We start from the raw sequence: 14,036 nt of genomic DNA, 5'->3' as shown, positions 1-14,036 counted from the left end.
TCGCCTGTTCGTCGTCGAATAGGAACTCTGCCAGTGCCCTGGCCAGCTCGGTTTTGCCAACTCCGGTCGGGCCGAGGAATACGAAGGAACCAATCGGACGTGATGGATCGGCGAGCCCCGCCCGGCTCCGTCGGATGGCGTCTGCGACGACTCTCACGGCAGCATCCTGGCCGACCACCCGGTGGTGCAGATGATCTTCCAGGCGGACCAGTTTTTGGATCTCGCCTTCCATGAGCCGTGACACAGGTACCCCGGTCCAGCGGCTGACGATCTCGGCGACATGCTCTTCGTCGACCTCTTCGGTCAACATACGCATGTTCGATTGGAGCTGTTCGAGTTTTGCCTGACCGGCCTTCAACTGTTCGCCAAGCGAAGGGAGCGATCCATAGCGAAGCTCAGCGGCCTTCTGGAGGTCGCCAGCCCGTTCGGCCCGTTCGGCTCCGGAGCGGGTTTCTTCGATTGATTCGGCGAGCGATCGGATCTCGGTGATGGCTTCCTTCTCAAGCGACCAGTGGGCAGTGAGCCGATCGCGCTCCTCGGAGATATTGGCGAGTTCCTCTTCCAACCCTTCGAGCCGGGTTCGCGAGGCGTTGTCGGTTTCCTTCTTGAGTGCCGCTCGTTCGATCTCGAGCTGGATAATGCGCCGCTCCAACTCGTCGATCTCGTCTGGCATGGAGTCGATCTCGATGCGCAGCTTCGAGCCGGCCTCGTCGATGAGGTCGATCGCCTTGTCGGGAAGATGTCTGCCGGTGATGTACCGATCAGATAGCACGGCGGCCGCGACCAGAGCTGAGTCCTGGATGCGGACTCCGTGATGAACCTCGTAACGTTCCTTGAGTCCTCGCAAGATCCCGATCGTGTCCTCGACCGAAGGCGCCTCGACGAGTACCGGCTGGAACCGGCGTTCGAGGGCGGCGTCTTTTTCCACATATTTGCGAAATTCATCAAGGGTGGTGGCGCCGATCAACCGCAGCTCGCCACGGGCCAACATGGGCTTGAGCATGTTGGAGGCATCCATCGACCCTTCGGCGGCTCCCGCTCCCACGAGTGTGTGCATTTCGTCGATGAATGTGATGATCTGGCCTTCGGAATGCTTGATCTCGTCGAGCACCGCTTTGAGGCGCTCCTCGAACTCGCCGCGATACTTTGCGCCCGCCACCAGGGCCGATAGGTCAATGGCGACAATCCGCTTTGTCTTGAGTCCCTCGGGGACGTCGCCATTGGCGATACGTTGGGCGAGGCCCTCGACGATGGCCGTCTTGCCAACCCCCGGTTCGCCGATGAGCACCGGATTGTTTTTGGTCCGACGAGACAGCACCTGGATGACGCGACGGATCTCTTCGTCACGGCCGATGACCGGGTCAAGTTTCTGGGCCCTGGCGACCGAGGTGAGATCGCGGCCGTACTTCTCAAGCGCATTGAGGGTGGCTTCGGGGTCCTGGGAGCTGACCCGCTGGCTACCCCGGAGGGTGGTGAGCGCTTCCAACACCCTCTTTCGAGTGATGTTGAGTTGGGCGAGCGCCTGGCCGACCGGATCGCTGGTCTTGAGAAGGGCCAGCACAACGTGTTCCACTGAAACGTAGTCATCAGACATGCCCTGGCGCTCGTCGTCGGCCCGATCGAGTACCTTGATCGTCTCGGGGGCAAACGAAGGCTCCGTGTCGCCATACACTTTGGGAAGTTTGTCGATAATGTCGTTTACGGCGTTTCGGAGGGCGCCCGGTGTAACGTCAAGTCGGTTGAGGAGCGGATAGACGATGCCATCGGTTTGGCTCAACAGAGCCAGGACAAGATGACCGGGGGTGACATATTGGTGGTTGGCGGTCTCGGCTAGTTGGCGCGCCGCGACCAGCGATTGTTGAGTTGCATTGGTGAGTTTTTGCATGTCCATAGTGTCTTCTCCAGGTACCTACAACCACCGAATTGTGTAAAGTATTTCAATAAATCTGAGTCTAGTTATATCAATTTTACCCCGAGAGGTGTTCTCGCCATGACCAGCCAACTCAGAGCCAAACCGCCCAGCGAGTCCTTGACCAATATGACACTGATGATGGGTGTCGACCACGGGAATACGGCAGGTTTTGTGCACGGTGGCTCCATTATGAAATTGGTTGACGAGGCGGCCGGGGTGGCATCGATGCGACATTGTCGGGGCCGGGTGGTAACCGCCCAGGTCGACTCGCTGTCGTTCCTGGCTCCGGTGCACATGGGCGATGTGTTATCGATCGTTGCCCATGTGACTCAAGCGTGGACGACCTCGATGGAGGTGGAAGTCGAAGTAAATCGTGAAAACCCTCGCACCGGCGAGGGGGAACTCACGACCAGGGCATATCTGACGATGGTGGCCGTAGATGAGGACGGACACCCCGTATCGGTTCCGCCAATCCTCGCCGAAACCGAATCCGAATTACGAGATCAGCGTAAGGCCGAGGCGCGCCGGTCGTCTCGTATCGAACTGCGATCTCGTCTCGAAATGCAATAGGAGACCGGGTTCGCAGACTTAGAGGGTGGCTTCGAGGTGCCGGTTGATCGCATCGAGAACGGCCCGGGCCGTGGCCTTCTCAGGGCTGTTCTCGTGGATGACCGCACTGCCGACCAGCGCTCCGGGAGCCGTGGACGAATGAACCTGGGCGATGGCGATCCGGGAGGCACCGAGATCGGTGGTCGCTACAGCAGCCAGGTCGAGGTGGAGTTTGCCGGCAGCGATGGATTCGACCGCTCGCAACGTGGCCTCGCCGACCAGACGGGGGCGGGCAGACAGGGATACGGAACCGACAGAGGTTCCTTCGTGAATTTCTTCGCCCCACGCCAAAATCACTTTGACGCGGGTCTCGTCCCCCTCGGTCACTTCTTCAAATTGCGCGAGAGCTGGTCTCAGTTTCATCGGGGCAAACTCTAGCGGATATATCTGGTGGGTCCCCTTGTTACGCCCGAACGGCCCGTTCGGATGCCCATGCCCGAAGGGCTCCGATGCTTTCTGCCCGCGATATCGACAGAGGGACTGCTGCGGCCAATTCCTGGAGGAGGGTGCTCGTAGTGAGTGATTCGTCTTTCGCAAAGGCCCGGTAGGTGGCCCCGACGACTGCCCCTTCGATCTCTGCTCCTGAGTAGCCCGACGTGGCCGCTGCGAGGCGTGGCAGGTCGAAACCGGCCGGGTCGTGATCTCGGGAACTCAGATGATATGTGAGAATTTCGCTCCGGGCGGCGGCGTCAGGGAGGTCCACGAAGAAGATCTCGTCGAACCGGCCCTTTCTCAGGAATTCCGGCGGAAGCCATGCGACGTTGTTGGCCGTGGCCACGATGAAGACCCCCTCAGGACGATCCTGCATCCACCGTAGGAACGTTCCCAGGAGGCGGCTGCTGGTTCCCCCGTCGCTGTCCGACCCGGAGGTCGCGAAGCCCTTCTCGATCTCGTCTATCCACAGCACGGCAGGTGCCATGGCGTCGACGGCGGTCAGGGATTTGGCGAGACGGGTTTCCGACTCGCCGACGTACTTTGAATAGAGGCGAGACGGATCGAGCAGCACGAGGGGTTGTTGCCAGGTCCTCGCCAACGTCTTGGCGATGAACGATTTGCCGCATCCGGGCACTCCGGTGAGGAGGATTCCGCGCGGGGCCGGCAGGTTGAGCTGAGGAGCGGCCTGGGCGCGGATTCTCAGTTGCAACCAATCCTTCAGTCCCTCAAGCCCTCCGACGGAGTCGAGAGTGCCCGAGTCGGCTTCGATGAGTTCGAGAATGCCATCGGCGGTGAACAGGGCTGCTCTGGCGTTTCGAAGTGAAGCCACGTCATTGGCGCCGAGAGCTCCATCGGCGAAGGCAGCTTGCTGGATCAGACGCTCGGCTTGGCCGACACTCAGTCCTCGTAGTGCGCTGGCCAGGGAGGGCAGGGATGCCTCATCAATGGCCACTTCGAAGCTTCGTTCCGCAAGATCACTGGCGGTTCGGCGGATGAGGTCGGTGAGTTCGTCAAGTTCGGGTGGACGGAGTTTCCATAGGTGAGCGACAGATCCGAGCTCGGGAGGTACCTCAGCGGTTGGGGTGGTCAAGATGATGGTTTGATCAGGGGATAGCTGAGCGGCGGTCTCCTTGATTCTGCGCACCACGTAGCTGTCATTGAGGATCGGCTGGGCATCGGCAAAAACGAATACCGCCCCCGCCTGCACGTCGGTTATCCAGTTGAGTGCTTGATGGGGGTTCTGGGTCTGGTACATCGCCGCACCGGAGTTGTTGGTTAGGCCACTGGCACTGGACCACTGCCAGACGTCAGCCTTGAGGTCGGTGGCGATCGATCGGAGTAATGCCATGAAACGGGCTTCTTCGTCGGTCTCGACGATCACGAGCGAAGCTGGCGAAGCAAGTAACACCTTCAGATCGACCGAGTTGTCCATTTTTGCCTCACATAGACCACAATTGTTGGATGGCTGCTTTCGAATTTGCTTCAGCAGATCTCATGATTGCCTACGGGTCGACGCTCGCAGAGCTTTTTGAGAACGCCGCCTATGGTATCGCAGCCCACTCAGGTTTCGACGACCGACAGTCGCCACTGTATGACGTTGCCGTGATGGCCATCGGGGATAGTCCTGAAGAGTTGCTCGGCGATTGGCTGGTGCAGCTCGACATACGGAGCATTGAAGCCGGGTTGAGCCTGGTCTCCTTCTCGGTAGACCGGCTTGAGGAGGGCGGGGTGCAAGGGACTGCCGCCGGATATCGCTCCTCAGAAACGGCTCTCTCGCAGCGGTGGGATGTTGAGACGATTGTCCCCATGGTCGATGGCGCTTGGGCTCGAATTCGGAAAGGGTTGCCCCAGCAGGCCAGCTGACCGTTGCTTCAGATACCATGTTGCGGATCTCAGACCCCCGAGGAGGGAATGATGTTCAAGGAGTTCAAAGACTTCATCATGCGGCCCGGTTTGATCGATATTGGCGTCGGCCTGGTTATGGCGGCTGCGCTCGGTGCGGTGATCACTTCTCTCGTCGACAACCTACTGATGCCGATCGTTGGACTCGCCTTCGGTGAACCGAGCTTCGACAGTGTCCTGGCGTTCAACACGGCGGCCGACGGAACCGGCGGGATCCGCATTGGATCCTTTATTTCCGCCTTGATCACCTTCATGATGGTCGGCGCGGTGGTGTTCTTCTTCATCATCAAGCCGTACAAGGCGGTTAAGTCCCGCACCCAAGCGCCTGCTGAAGAAGCTCCTGAGCCGGACGCAGAGGACATCGTCCTGCTGCGCGAGATTCGCGACGCCCTCAGCCGCGGCTAGATCTTCGTTGACGGTCTCGTAACGGGTGGACCCGGCCGAAAACCCGAACCCAGGGTTCAACCCTGGGTTCGTACGCCCGATTTCGGGAGCTGGGGCCCTCGGAACCAGGGTCAGGGATGAACGGACGCGCCGCAGGACTGCGTTCACGTTCGTCCATCCCGAGTTGGGGCTCGCTTGATCGTGGTTACCGGTTACGGTCTGGCAAATGAGTCTGACGGAGCACGATTTCACTCCGATACGACGCGTGGACCTGACGGACCGCAGTCTGGGCTCGCTCTCGCTCCAGAGCCAGGTGGTCTATGAGCTCGGCAACCTGTTCTTCGAGGGCCTGAACTCGATCTTGCAGGGCCATAACCTTTTTCACACCCTCGAGGTTTAACCCCTGTTCGGTGAGGGTCTGAATGAGTTGGAGCCGGTCGATGTCGGCCTGCGAATAACGGCGCGTCCCGCCGGCGGTCCGGTGCGGCTCCACAAGTCCTCGCCGTTCATAGATCCGCAAGGTCTGCGGATGGAGCCCCGACAATTCGGCAGCCACCGAGATCACAAACAGGGCGTGATTGGCTGACTTGCCGCTCATATCAATAACCTCGCTCTGGGGTCGTCGGTTTCAAACTCATCGCGATACTGCTCGAGTAGTTTTTTGGCTTCCCGGGACAGCTTCTTCGGGACCGTTACCTCGACGGTAACGAGGAGATCGCCTGGCTTGCCTTTGGTTTTGGGGACACCCTTCTGCCGCACCCGGAACGTCTGTCCAGTCGTGGTACCCGCCGGCAACTTGAGACGCACCGACCCGTCGAGGGTTGGAACGACTATTTCGGCGCCGAGGGCAGCCTCGGTGAAGGTGATGGGGATCGCGGCAGTCAGGTGATCACCCCTCCTTCCGAAGAGGGGGTGGGTGTCAACCTTGGTCCGGACGAGGAGATCTCCCGCCGGTCCGCCGGCGCTACCCGGTCCGCCCTTTCCCTTGAGGCGGATGGTCGAGCCATCCTTCACACCGGGCGGGATCTTGACGTTGATCTTTCTGGTGCGAACCTCGGTTCCGCGCCCCCGGCAGTTCGAACAGGGTTGGACCACCATCCGACCGGTCCCCTGGCACTGGCGGCACGGTTGGGCAAATGAGAAAAAGCCTTGGTTCTGAGCGGTGGTTCCGCTGCCCCCGCACGATTGGCAGAGGTCGATTTTGGTGCCCGGTTCCGCTCCCGAGCCGTGGCACAGGTGACACGTGGTTTCGCCATCGACGGCGATGGTGGTCGTGATGCCTTTGATGGCGTCTTCGAACGACATGTGGAGCGTCGCTTGCGTGTCCACGCCCCGCTGAGGCCCCGTGCGCTGGCGGCGGGTACCGCCGCCGAGTAGATCACCGAGACCACCGAAGCCGCCGAGCAGATCACCGAGATCCTCCACTCTCACTCGCTGCTGTGACCCGCCACCGTACGGTCCGGCTGAGCCGCCGAATCCGCCGAAGGTGCCGGAGTTCACCATGCGACGGACGTCGTCGTACTCTTTTCGCTGATCCTCGTGCGAGAGCGTTGCATACGCTTCGGATATGTCTTTGAACCGGCTTTCGGCGCTCGGATCGTCCGGGTTGGCGTCGGGGTGGTTGGCCTGGGCCAGCTTGCGGTAGGCGCGTTTGATCTCGGCCTGTTCGGCCGTGTTCGAAACGCCAAGGACCGTGTAGTAGTCCTTGTCTACCCAGTCTTTGTTCACTCGCTGTCCTCGCCCTCGTCGTCGGAGGCTGGGCTGTCCGTGGCTAGATCGGAAGCAGGACCAACCGCCACGAGAGCGGGTCGGATGACCTTGTCGTTCAATCGATAGCCGCGCCGGAGTTCGCCAATTACGACGAGCGTGTCGCCGTCGCCTAGATGGGTCACCGCATCATGAACGGCCGGGTCGAAGGGCGCCCCGACTCCTGGAATCGCCATCAGGCCCTCCCGGGTCAGCACGTCCATCAACTGGACGTAGGTGGCCTGGATTCCAGCCAGGAGTTTGATCTCGTTATCGGTCGCGGCCGGCAATTCGAGGGCGGCTTGGAAACTGTCGAGGGTGGGCAGCAACGAACCGACAACTCGTTCGGCGGCGACCGACCGGATTTGCTGAAGTTCTCGTAGGCTGCGTTTGCGGAGATTGTCGAAGTCGGCGGCCGACCGGTGCCAGCTATCGAGATACTCCGCCCCCTGCGCCATGGATTGACGCAGGGCGGCGATAAGTATCTCGTTCGCTTGGACCGGGTCGGCTGGTAATTCGAGGTCGAGCGGCGGGAGTACTTCCTCCTCGACCACCTCGGCTTCGATCACCTCCGCCTGGTTATCCCAATCTTCGGTTTCGAAACCGTCGGCAGCCGCAGCTTCCTCTTGATGCTTGGTCACTATTCGGTCTCTTCATCGATGATTTCCGCCTCGACAACGTCCTCGTCGTTCAGGTCAGCGTCGGCGTCGGCTCCGCCGGCGTCGGCTTGCTCGGTCTGGGCGTACAACCGTTGAGCCAGCGCCTGACTCGCGCTGATCACGGCGTCGATCTTCGAGCGAATAGCCCCGGACTCGGCATTCTCATCGGCGACGGAGGCCTTGAGCTCGTCGAGTGCCGCGTTGATAGCCGTCTTCTCGTCATCGAGCAGCTGTTCGGCTTGCTCCTCGAGCAGTTTTTCGGTTTGACGAACCATCTGCTCGCCCTGATTACGGGTCTCGACGAGTTCGCGTCGTTTGGCGTCTTCCTCGGCGTGCATCTCAGCATCCTTGACCATCTTGTCGATCTCGTCTGACGACAGAGCCGTGCCACCGGTAATGGTGACTTGCTGCTCGCGACCCGTGCCGAGATCCTTGGCGGACACCGCGACGATGCCGTTGGCGTCGATGTCGAAGGTCACCTCGACCTGGGGCATGCCGGCTGGGGCCGGTGGAATCCCGGTCAGGGTGAACTTGCCGAGGCTCTTGTTGTCACCGGCCATGGTCCGCTCGCCTTGCAGAACGTTGATCTCCACCTCCGGTTGATTGTCAGCAGCGGTGGTGAATGTCTCGGATTTTCTGGTCGGGATGGTGGTGTTTCGTTCGATCATTTTCGTCATGACGGCACCCCGGGTCTCGATCCCGAGGGTCAGTGGGGTAACGTCGAGGAGCAAGATGTCTTTGACGTCGCCTTTGAGTACACCGGCCTGGATGGCCGCTCCGGCAGCGACGACTTCGTCAGGGTTGACGCCCTTTTGGGGTGCCTGCCCTGATAGTTCCTGGACGAGCTCGGTCACGGCCGGCATCCGGGTAGACCCGCCCACGAGCACGACGTGGCCGATGTCCTTCATGGCGATGCCCGCATCCTTGACGGCCTGGAGCAATGGACCCTTGGTTCGTTCGAGAAGGTGCTCGGTGATCTTGCGGAATTCAGCCCGTGAGAGCTTCTTCTGAAGGTGGAGTGGCCCCGATGAGGTGGCCGTGATGAAGGGAAGGTTGATCTCCGTTTCAGACACCGATGACAGTTCGATCTTGGCCTTTTCGGCATCCTCCTTGAGGCGCTGAACGGCCATCTTGTCCTGGCTCAGATCAACTCCATGCTCATTCTTGAAACCGGTCACGAGCCAATCGATGATCGCCTGGTCCCAGTCATCGCCACCGAGGTTGGTGTCACCGGCCGTTGACTTGACTTCGAAAACTCCCTCGCCGATCTCCAGCACCGACACGTCAAACGTGCCACCACCGAGGTCGAAGACGAGCAGCGTCTCTTCGTTCTTGTCGAGTCCGTAGGCGAGGGCCGCCGAGGTCGGTTCGTTGACAATCCGCAAGACCTCGAGTCCGGCGATCTGGCCGGCTTCCTTGGTTGCCTGTCGCTGAGCATCACCGAAATAGGCGGGCACGGTGATGACGGCCTGGGTTACTTCCTCGCCAAGGTAGGCCTCGGCGTCGCGCTTGAGCTTCATGAGAATGCGCGCCGATATTTCCTGCGGCGTGTAGACCTTGCCGGCGATGGTGATGGTCCAGTCAGTGCCCATGTGGCGCTTGACCGAACGAATGGTTCCGTCGGAGTTGGTGATTGCCTGCCGCTTGGCGACCTCTCCAACCAGGACTTCGTCGTCCTTGAAGGCGACTACCGATGGCGTGGTGCGACCGCCTTCGGCGTTGGGAATGATGGTCGGTTCGCCACCGTCGAGGGTAGCGATGACGCTGTTTGTGGTACCGAGGTCAATGCCTACTGCCCGTGCCATAATCGTATTTCCTTTCAGGAACTTCGTTTCTCAGTTGGTTCCCATCTTATAACCTGAGTGACCCTATGTCATATTCCCGATTTTCCGCGCGGCGGGTGGGGATTTGGAATGAGGAATTTGGTGCCCCCGCTGATTCGAACTGTCCGATGGTTCGCAAGGCACAAATCCATGACCGGGATGACCGTTTTACTCAGCATTTGGCCGATTCCGGCCAATGGGATCCTATGGTTTGCCCACGATGTGAGCGCGAGATTGTCGATTCGTTGGCGACCGTGTGCCCGCACTGTCTGGCGAAGCTTCCCACCCCTCCGCCGCTGCCAGAGATTCCGGGCGGCGTCTTCGGTGGTTTCGAGCAAAGGCCCGCAACGAATAGCGTGTTCGGCGGATTTGAAACGACGGTTGATACCGAGCCGCCGACACACCAACCGTTTGGTACCGGCCGGCAGGGGCCTTCCATGGGCAGGAAATTGACCTTTGGTGGGTTGGGGATCGGGCTACGGATCGGGATCGTCCTGATCGCCATCTTTGGGGTGGGAATCTTTACACAGGCCTACCGGTCTCTGACCGGAGCCGGGGACTACACCGCCATCGAAGAGCTCCAGGTTGGCCAGTGTTATAACCTCTTTGAAGACACCAATGCGGAGATATTTGAAGTCGGAGCGGCCGACGTGCTGCCGTGTGAAGAACCGCACCAGTTTGAGATGGTGGCCCGGGCTAATTTCATCGGCGAGCAGCCCTATTCGGACGTACTGTTTGCTATCGGGTTGGACCGGTGCTTTGTACTGTCCGAGTCGTACCTCGATCTTGAGGCTATTCCGGAAGAACTGTTCCTCGATGTCTTGATCCCGACCGAGGAGGGCTGGTCATCGGGTGACCGGGGCTATCTCTGTTACTTCTACCTTGAGAACGGTCTTTCGATGAATCAATCCTGGGCTAAGTAGTAACGAAGGCGGACCTCCAACGGAGCACCAGAGGTAAGGTCAGCCCATGGTGGACACTGCTGTTTATGAATCGCCGCTTGGGCGATTGCGATTGGCGGGTGAGCACGGGTTTTTGACCGGCGTGTACTTCGAGGATCATGTCAATGGTCCGCCGATTTCGGAAGACACCCGCGAATTGCCCGAAGCGTTCCATCATGTAATGGCCCAGCTGGACGAGTACTTTGTCGGGGATCGCCAGGTGTTCGACCTGCCGATGCGGCCAGTAGGTAGTGCCTTCCAGCTGAGAGTCTGGGCAGGCTTGTTGGAGATCGAATTCGGGACGACTCTCTCCTACGGCGACCTGGCAGATCGTCTCGGCGATCGTAAGGCGAGCCGGGCGGTCGGCAGGGCGAACGGCAAGAACCCGATTTCGATCATCGTCCCGTGCCATCGCGTTGTGGGGGCAGATGGATCGCTTACGGGATACGGGGGAGGTCTCGACCGCAAGCTCTGGCTGCTGCGTCATGAAGGAGCCCTCTTGGTGTAGTCGGAGAATGCCATCCCGGGTGAGCCGAAGGTCTACCAACGTGGAGGCTCCAGGGCGATAACTATGATGCGATTTGAGACACGTCCCCGCCCGGCCTTCCGGAACAACGATCGGAAATGACACCATGACAGCATCAGGCCAGGTGAACCTCATCGACGTTTCGCCGCGTGACGGCCTACAGAACGAGGCCGCGAAGGTATCGACCGCCGACAAGTTGGCCTTAATCGAAGGGTTGATCAACGGTGGGGTCACGGCTATTGAGGCTGCCAGTTTCGTCAGCCCGACCAGGGTCCCGGCCATGGCCGACTCGGACATCCTCATGCGTGAGGTCCCGCGGATCGACGGGGTCCGGTACATCGGTCTCGTCATGAACCAGCGCGGACTCGACCGCGCCCTGGAAGCCAGGGTTGATGAGGTCAATATTGTCGTTGTCGCCTCTGACACGTTTTCTCACAAGAACCAGGGCGTTGGCACGTTGGCCGGTGTCGAGATAGCCCTCGACCTGGCTGATGCGTGCGGGCAGGCCGGAGTCGCTCCTTCGGTAACGGTTGCGACCGCCTTTGGCTGCCCGTTTGAAGGGGAAGTCCCGGTCAGCCGTCTGGTTGAAGTCGTCAAAGCGGTGATGCCTGCCCGTCCGGTGCGGCTGAACCTGGGCGACACCATCGGGGTGGCCGGCCCGTCCGACGTGGTGGAGCGGTATTCCGTCATCGCTCCGTTCGTCGATACCGCCTCGACGGCGCTCGGGGCCCACTTTCACAACACTCGCAACACGGGGTATGCCAATGCGTATGCGGCGTATACCGTGGGAGTGACCCACTTTGACGCGTCGCTTGGGGGAATCGGAGGGTGTCCGTTTGCCCCAAACGCAACGGGCAACATCGCAACGGAGGACCTTGGCTACATGTTCGGTCGTATGGGTCTGGAGACCGGTCTCGATCTCGAACAGCTCATGGGTACCAGCCGATGGTTGGAAGGTCCGCTCGGCAAACAGATCCCGGCTCTCCTGCCCCGGGCAGGCCTCTTTCCGGTCACCTACCCCTAGCTGGCTGTCGCCGAAAGGCCGACCGCTACCCTTTTCCCATGATCGAACCATCCGTGGCTGAGCTCCGTCGTCGGGTCGGCGTGAAATGGACCAGATTTGATGATGACGTCGTTCCCGCCTGGGTCGCGGATATGGATTTTCCTCCGGCGGCTGTCATCGTCGAAGAGGTCCAGGCCTTTCTCGCCGGCGGCGATTGGGGTTACATGAACCGCGACTATTACCAGCGCCTCATCGAGGCCGGTCGGTCGTGGTATCAAGACCATCACGGGTGGGCACCCTCTGCCCCCAATAGCCGGGTAGTTCTCGATGTCATGCAAGGGGTTGCTGCGGCGATCCAAGCATTTACCCTGCCTGGCGAGGGCGTGATCATCACGACGCCTGTTTACCACCCGTTCGGGTGGGCGATCGAGTCGAGTAATCGCTTGATCGTGGAGGCGCCACTTACGAGCAGACAAGATGGATTCCGGATTACCAAGGCCGCCTTGGAGGAAGCCGTCGACCGCGGAGGTCGATTGCTGTTGCTCTGTAATCCCCACAACCCAACAGGGAGAGTTTTTTCGGCTCAGGAGTTGGCGATCGTCGCCGAGGTGGCCGCGGCGGCCGACTTGGTTGTTGTGAGCGATGAGATTCATGCCGATCTGGTCTATGAGCCATATCGCCATATCCCGGTGGCTGCGCTCGGACCGACGATTTCGGAACGGACCGTGTTGATCACCTCACCATCCAAAGCGTTCAATCTGGCCGGGGTCGGTTGCGCCATGACGTGTTTTGGAACTGCGGAACTGGCAGAGAAGTTCGATGCATTGCCTACTTCGCTTCTCGGCCATCCGACCGCCACGGGGCTGCGTGCCAGCTCGGCCGCCTGGGAGTCCGGTGGTCCCTGGCTTGGCGAGCTCCGAACCTTGCTTGCCAAAAACCGGGAGACCGTGACGGCCTGGGTACAGGATGATCGTCGAGTCGGCTTCCGACCACCCGAAGCAACCTACCTGGCCTGGCTCGACTTCCGAACCCACAACTGGTCGGTGGAACCACACGAGCGCCTCCTCGCAAAAGCCCGGGTGGCGCTCAGCGAGGGAACTCAGTTCGGAACGGGCGGCGCCGGACACGCCCGCCTCAATTTCGGGACCTATCCATCCGTCCTCGAAAACATCCTCGGGCGCGTGGCGGATGCGCTGGCGCCGACCAAACTGGTTCTGTAAAACCTACGGGCCGGGGAAGGCCAGCTTAAACCGGTGGGCCAACCCGACGTTCCCGCTTGTGACCAAGTCGCCAACGGGTACCCGGCCGAGGATGAAACCCAGTAGGTCATGATCTGGACCTTCGATCACGCACTCGGTGGTGGCGTTGGCGGTCTTGATCGTCCATGCTTCGTGCGATGTCGTCGCCCGCAAGTGCCAGACCCCCCGAACGCTGTGGTCGGCGTCCTCACGGCTGCGGTGGTGTTGTACGAGCCAGGCAATCCGAAGTGGGAGAGCCGCGGCGATGAACAATTCGGACACGTCGAAACCAGGGCCATCGAAACCAAAGTCGGAGGTGTGTACCTCAACTTCCATCCAGCGCAACATGAGCAGGCGGGTCAGCCGGACGTCGTGGGTTCCATTGAGAATGAAGGGAGTCTCCCAGTCGAATTCGCTTAAACCGGACCACATGCGGTCGAGTTCTTCAACGGCGACCATCAGCTCCTTTCGCAAGAGGTCGGTTGGCATATGGTTGCCACGTTTGATCGACTCGGCCCGTTCCTCCGGACCACGCAAGTACGTGGATGTTGCACCTTCGGCGAGTGCTTCGTCGGTCATCCGCACCAAGGCCCGGCCAACGTATGCCAGGTGAGTGATGAGGTTGGCGCGTGACCAGTTGGGGAGTAGCGAAGGGGCTTGCACCGACTCGTGCGTTAGGCCCTCGAGTTGATCAAGAAGGTGCTGATTGGCGCGCTGAAGGGCGAGCACTGCAACACGTGCATCCTCGGCGGGCAGATCGGGCGTCCGATTCACAGGTCCTCTTGGTTCTCCGTTACTCACTATTCGACTCCAGCAATAGAAACTTGAGGGAAAGTGCACTGCCGGTTGCAGATATCG

At 60.4% G+C, this 14,036-nt stretch carries 15 protein-coding genes; 7 read left to right on the top strand and 8 right to left on the bottom strand.

Annotation, left to right across the window (positions count from 1 at the left end):
* A partial coding sequence (locus tag JJE47_10435; GenBank protein MBK5267840.1) for an AAA family ATPase occupies window positions 1–1,891 on the bottom strand: 1,891 nt, incomplete at its 3' end.
* A 99-nt stretch (window positions 1,892–1,990) separates the two neighbouring features.
* Here JJE47_10435 and JJE47_10430 point away from each other — a divergent pair.
* The gene (locus JJE47_10430; protein ID MBK5267839.1) at window positions 1,991–2,482 is read left to right on the top strand and encodes an acyl-CoA thioesterase; all 492 of its coding nucleotides are present in this window, start codon (window positions 1,991–1,993) and stop codon (window positions 2,480–2,482) included.
* 18 nt (window positions 2,483–2,500) lie between these two features.
* Here JJE47_10430 and JJE47_10425 read toward each other — a convergent pair whose 3' ends face one another.
* The gene (locus JJE47_10425) at window positions 2,501–2,884 is read right to left on the bottom strand and encodes a hypothetical protein (protein MBK5267838.1); all 384 of its coding nucleotides are present in this window, start codon (window positions 2,882–2,884) and stop codon (window positions 2,501–2,503) included.
* Window positions 2,885–2,924: 40 nt separating this feature from the next.
* Entirely contained in the window at window positions 2,925–4,388 is a 1,464-nt protein-coding gene (locus JJE47_10420) for an AAA family ATPase (GenBank protein MBK5267837.1), read from the bottom strand.
* A 29-nt stretch (window positions 4,389–4,417) separates the two neighbouring features.
* Here JJE47_10420 and JJE47_10415 point away from each other — a divergent pair, with 29 nt between their 5' ends.
* Both JJE47_10415 and mscL read left to right on the top strand, forming a co-directional pair.
* Window positions 4,418–4,819 carry a hypothetical protein gene (locus tag JJE47_10415; GenBank protein MBK5267836.1) on the top strand — a complete coding sequence of 134 codons (402 nt, stop codon included), beginning with the start codon at window positions 4,418–4,420 and terminating at the stop codon, window positions 4,817–4,819.
* Window positions 4,820–4,867: 48 nt separating this feature from the next.
* Window positions 4,868–5,263 carry a large conductance mechanosensitive channel protein MscL gene (gene mscL, locus JJE47_10410; GenBank protein MBK5267835.1) on the top strand — a complete coding sequence of 132 codons (396 nt, stop codon included), beginning with the start codon at window positions 4,868–4,870 and terminating at the stop codon, window positions 5,261–5,263.
* Between the two features lie 184 nt (window positions 5,264–5,447).
* Here mscL and JJE47_10405 read toward each other — a convergent pair whose 3' ends face one another.
* The 4 genes from JJE47_10405 to dnaK are packed head-to-tail and all read right to left on the bottom strand — an operon-like array spanning window position 5,448 to window position 9,452.
* Window positions 5,448–5,840: a MerR family transcriptional regulator gene (locus JJE47_10405; protein ID MBK5267834.1), complete on the bottom strand. Its 393-nt coding sequence runs from the start codon at window positions 5,838–5,840 to the stop codon at window positions 5,448–5,450.
* The gene (dnaJ, locus tag JJE47_10400) at window positions 5,837–6,970 is read right to left on the bottom strand and encodes a molecular chaperone DnaJ (protein ID MBK5267833.1); all 1,134 of its coding nucleotides are present in this window, start codon (window positions 6,968–6,970) and stop codon (window positions 5,837–5,839) included. The genes JJE47_10405 and dnaJ overlap by 4 nt, the downstream gene beginning before the upstream one ends.
* The gene (locus tag JJE47_10395; protein ID MBK5267832.1) at window positions 6,967–7,629 is read right to left on the bottom strand and encodes a nucleotide exchange factor GrpE; all 663 of its coding nucleotides are present in this window, start codon (window positions 7,627–7,629) and stop codon (window positions 6,967–6,969) included. Before JJE47_10395 ends, dnaJ begins: the two co-directional genes overlap by 4 nt.
* The gene (gene dnaK, locus JJE47_10390) at window positions 7,629–9,452 is read right to left on the bottom strand and encodes a molecular chaperone DnaK (protein MBK5267831.1); all 1,824 of its coding nucleotides are present in this window, start codon (window positions 9,450–9,452) and stop codon (window positions 7,629–7,631) included. The genes JJE47_10395 and dnaK overlap by 1 nt, the downstream gene beginning before the upstream one ends.
* A 455-nt stretch (window positions 9,453–9,907) precedes the next feature.
* Between dnaK and JJE47_10385 the strand changes: the two genes are divergently transcribed.
* The 4 genes from JJE47_10385 (at window position 9,908) to JJE47_10370 (ending at window position 13,160) form a co-directional block, all read left to right on the top strand.
* A complete protein-coding gene (locus JJE47_10385; GenBank protein MBK5267830.1) occupies window positions 9,908–10,393 on the top strand; it encodes a septum formation family protein in 486 nt (161 codons plus the stop codon).
* 46 nt (window positions 10,394–10,439) lie between these two features.
* The gene (locus JJE47_10380) at window positions 10,440–10,919 is read left to right on the top strand and encodes a methylated-DNA--[protein]-cysteine S-methyltransferase (protein MBK5267829.1); all 480 of its coding nucleotides are present in this window, start codon (window positions 10,440–10,442) and stop codon (window positions 10,917–10,919) included.
* A gap of 124 nt (window positions 10,920–11,043) precedes the next feature.
* Window positions 11,044–11,961, top strand: coding sequence for a hydroxymethylglutaryl-CoA lyase (locus JJE47_10375; protein MBK5267828.1), 918 nt, complete (start codon window positions 11,044–11,046; stop codon window positions 11,959–11,961).
* 38 nt (window positions 11,962–11,999) lie between these two features.
* Window positions 12,000–13,160 carry an aminotransferase class I/II-fold pyridoxal phosphate-dependent enzyme gene (locus tag JJE47_10370; GenBank protein ID MBK5267827.1) on the top strand — a complete coding sequence of 387 codons (1,161 nt, stop codon included), beginning with the start codon at window positions 12,000–12,002 and terminating at the stop codon, window positions 13,158–13,160.
* A gap of 3 nt (window positions 13,161–13,163) precedes the next feature.
* Here JJE47_10370 and JJE47_10365 read toward each other — a convergent pair whose 3' ends face one another.
* On the bottom strand, window positions 13,164–13,952 hold the full coding sequence (locus tag JJE47_10365) for a maleylpyruvate isomerase N-terminal domain-containing protein (protein MBK5267826.1): 789 nt from the start codon (window positions 13,950–13,952) through the stop codon (window positions 13,164–13,166).
* Between the last annotated feature and the right edge of the window lie 84 nt (window positions 13,953–14,036).

It is taken from the genome of Acidimicrobiia bacterium, from assembly GCA_016650365.1.
Taxonomy (GTDB): Bacteria; Actinomycetota; Acidimicrobiia; order Spongiisociales; family JAENVV01; genus JAENVV01.
The sequence above is the reverse complement of the archived record's forward strand: the minus strand, read 5'-3'. Positions and strand labels throughout refer to the sequence as shown.

Coding starts and splice junctions, on each gene's coding strand:
- JJE47_10370 (MBK5267827.1), top strand. CDS start 12,000: ATGATCGAACCATCCGTGGCTGAGCTCCGTCGTCGGGTCGGCGTGAAA.
- JJE47_10425 (MBK5267838.1), bottom strand. CDS start 2,884: ATGAAACTGAGACCAGCTCTCGCGCAATTTGAAGAAGTGACCGAGGGG.
- JJE47_10420 (MBK5267837.1), bottom strand. CDS start 4,388: ATGGACAACTCGGTCGATCTGAAGGTGTTACTTGCTTCGCCAGCTTCG.
- mscL (MBK5267835.1), top strand. CDS start 4,868: ATGATGTTCAAGGAGTTCAAAGACTTCATCATGCGGCCCGGTTTGATC.
- JJE47_10385 (MBK5267830.1), top strand. CDS start 9,908: ATGGGCAGGAAATTGACCTTTGGTGGGTTGGGGATCGGGCTACGGATC.
- JJE47_10430 (MBK5267839.1), top strand. CDS start 1,991: ATGACCAGCCAACTCAGAGCCAAACCGCCCAGCGAGTCCTTGACCAAT.
- JJE47_10375 (MBK5267828.1), top strand. CDS start 11,044: ATGACAGCATCAGGCCAGGTGAACCTCATCGACGTTTCGCCGCGTGAC.
- JJE47_10405 (MBK5267834.1), bottom strand. CDS start 5,840: ATGAGCGGCAAGTCAGCCAATCACGCCCTGTTTGTGATCTCGGTGGCT.
- dnaK (MBK5267831.1), bottom strand. CDS start 9,452: ATGGCACGGGCAGTAGGCATTGACCTCGGTACCACAAACAGCGTCATC.
- JJE47_10380 (MBK5267829.1), top strand. CDS start 10,440: ATGGTGGACACTGCTGTTTATGAATCGCCGCTTGGGCGATTGCGATTG.
- JJE47_10415 (MBK5267836.1), top strand. CDS start 4,418: ATGGCTGCTTTCGAATTTGCTTCAGCAGATCTCATGATTGCCTACGGG.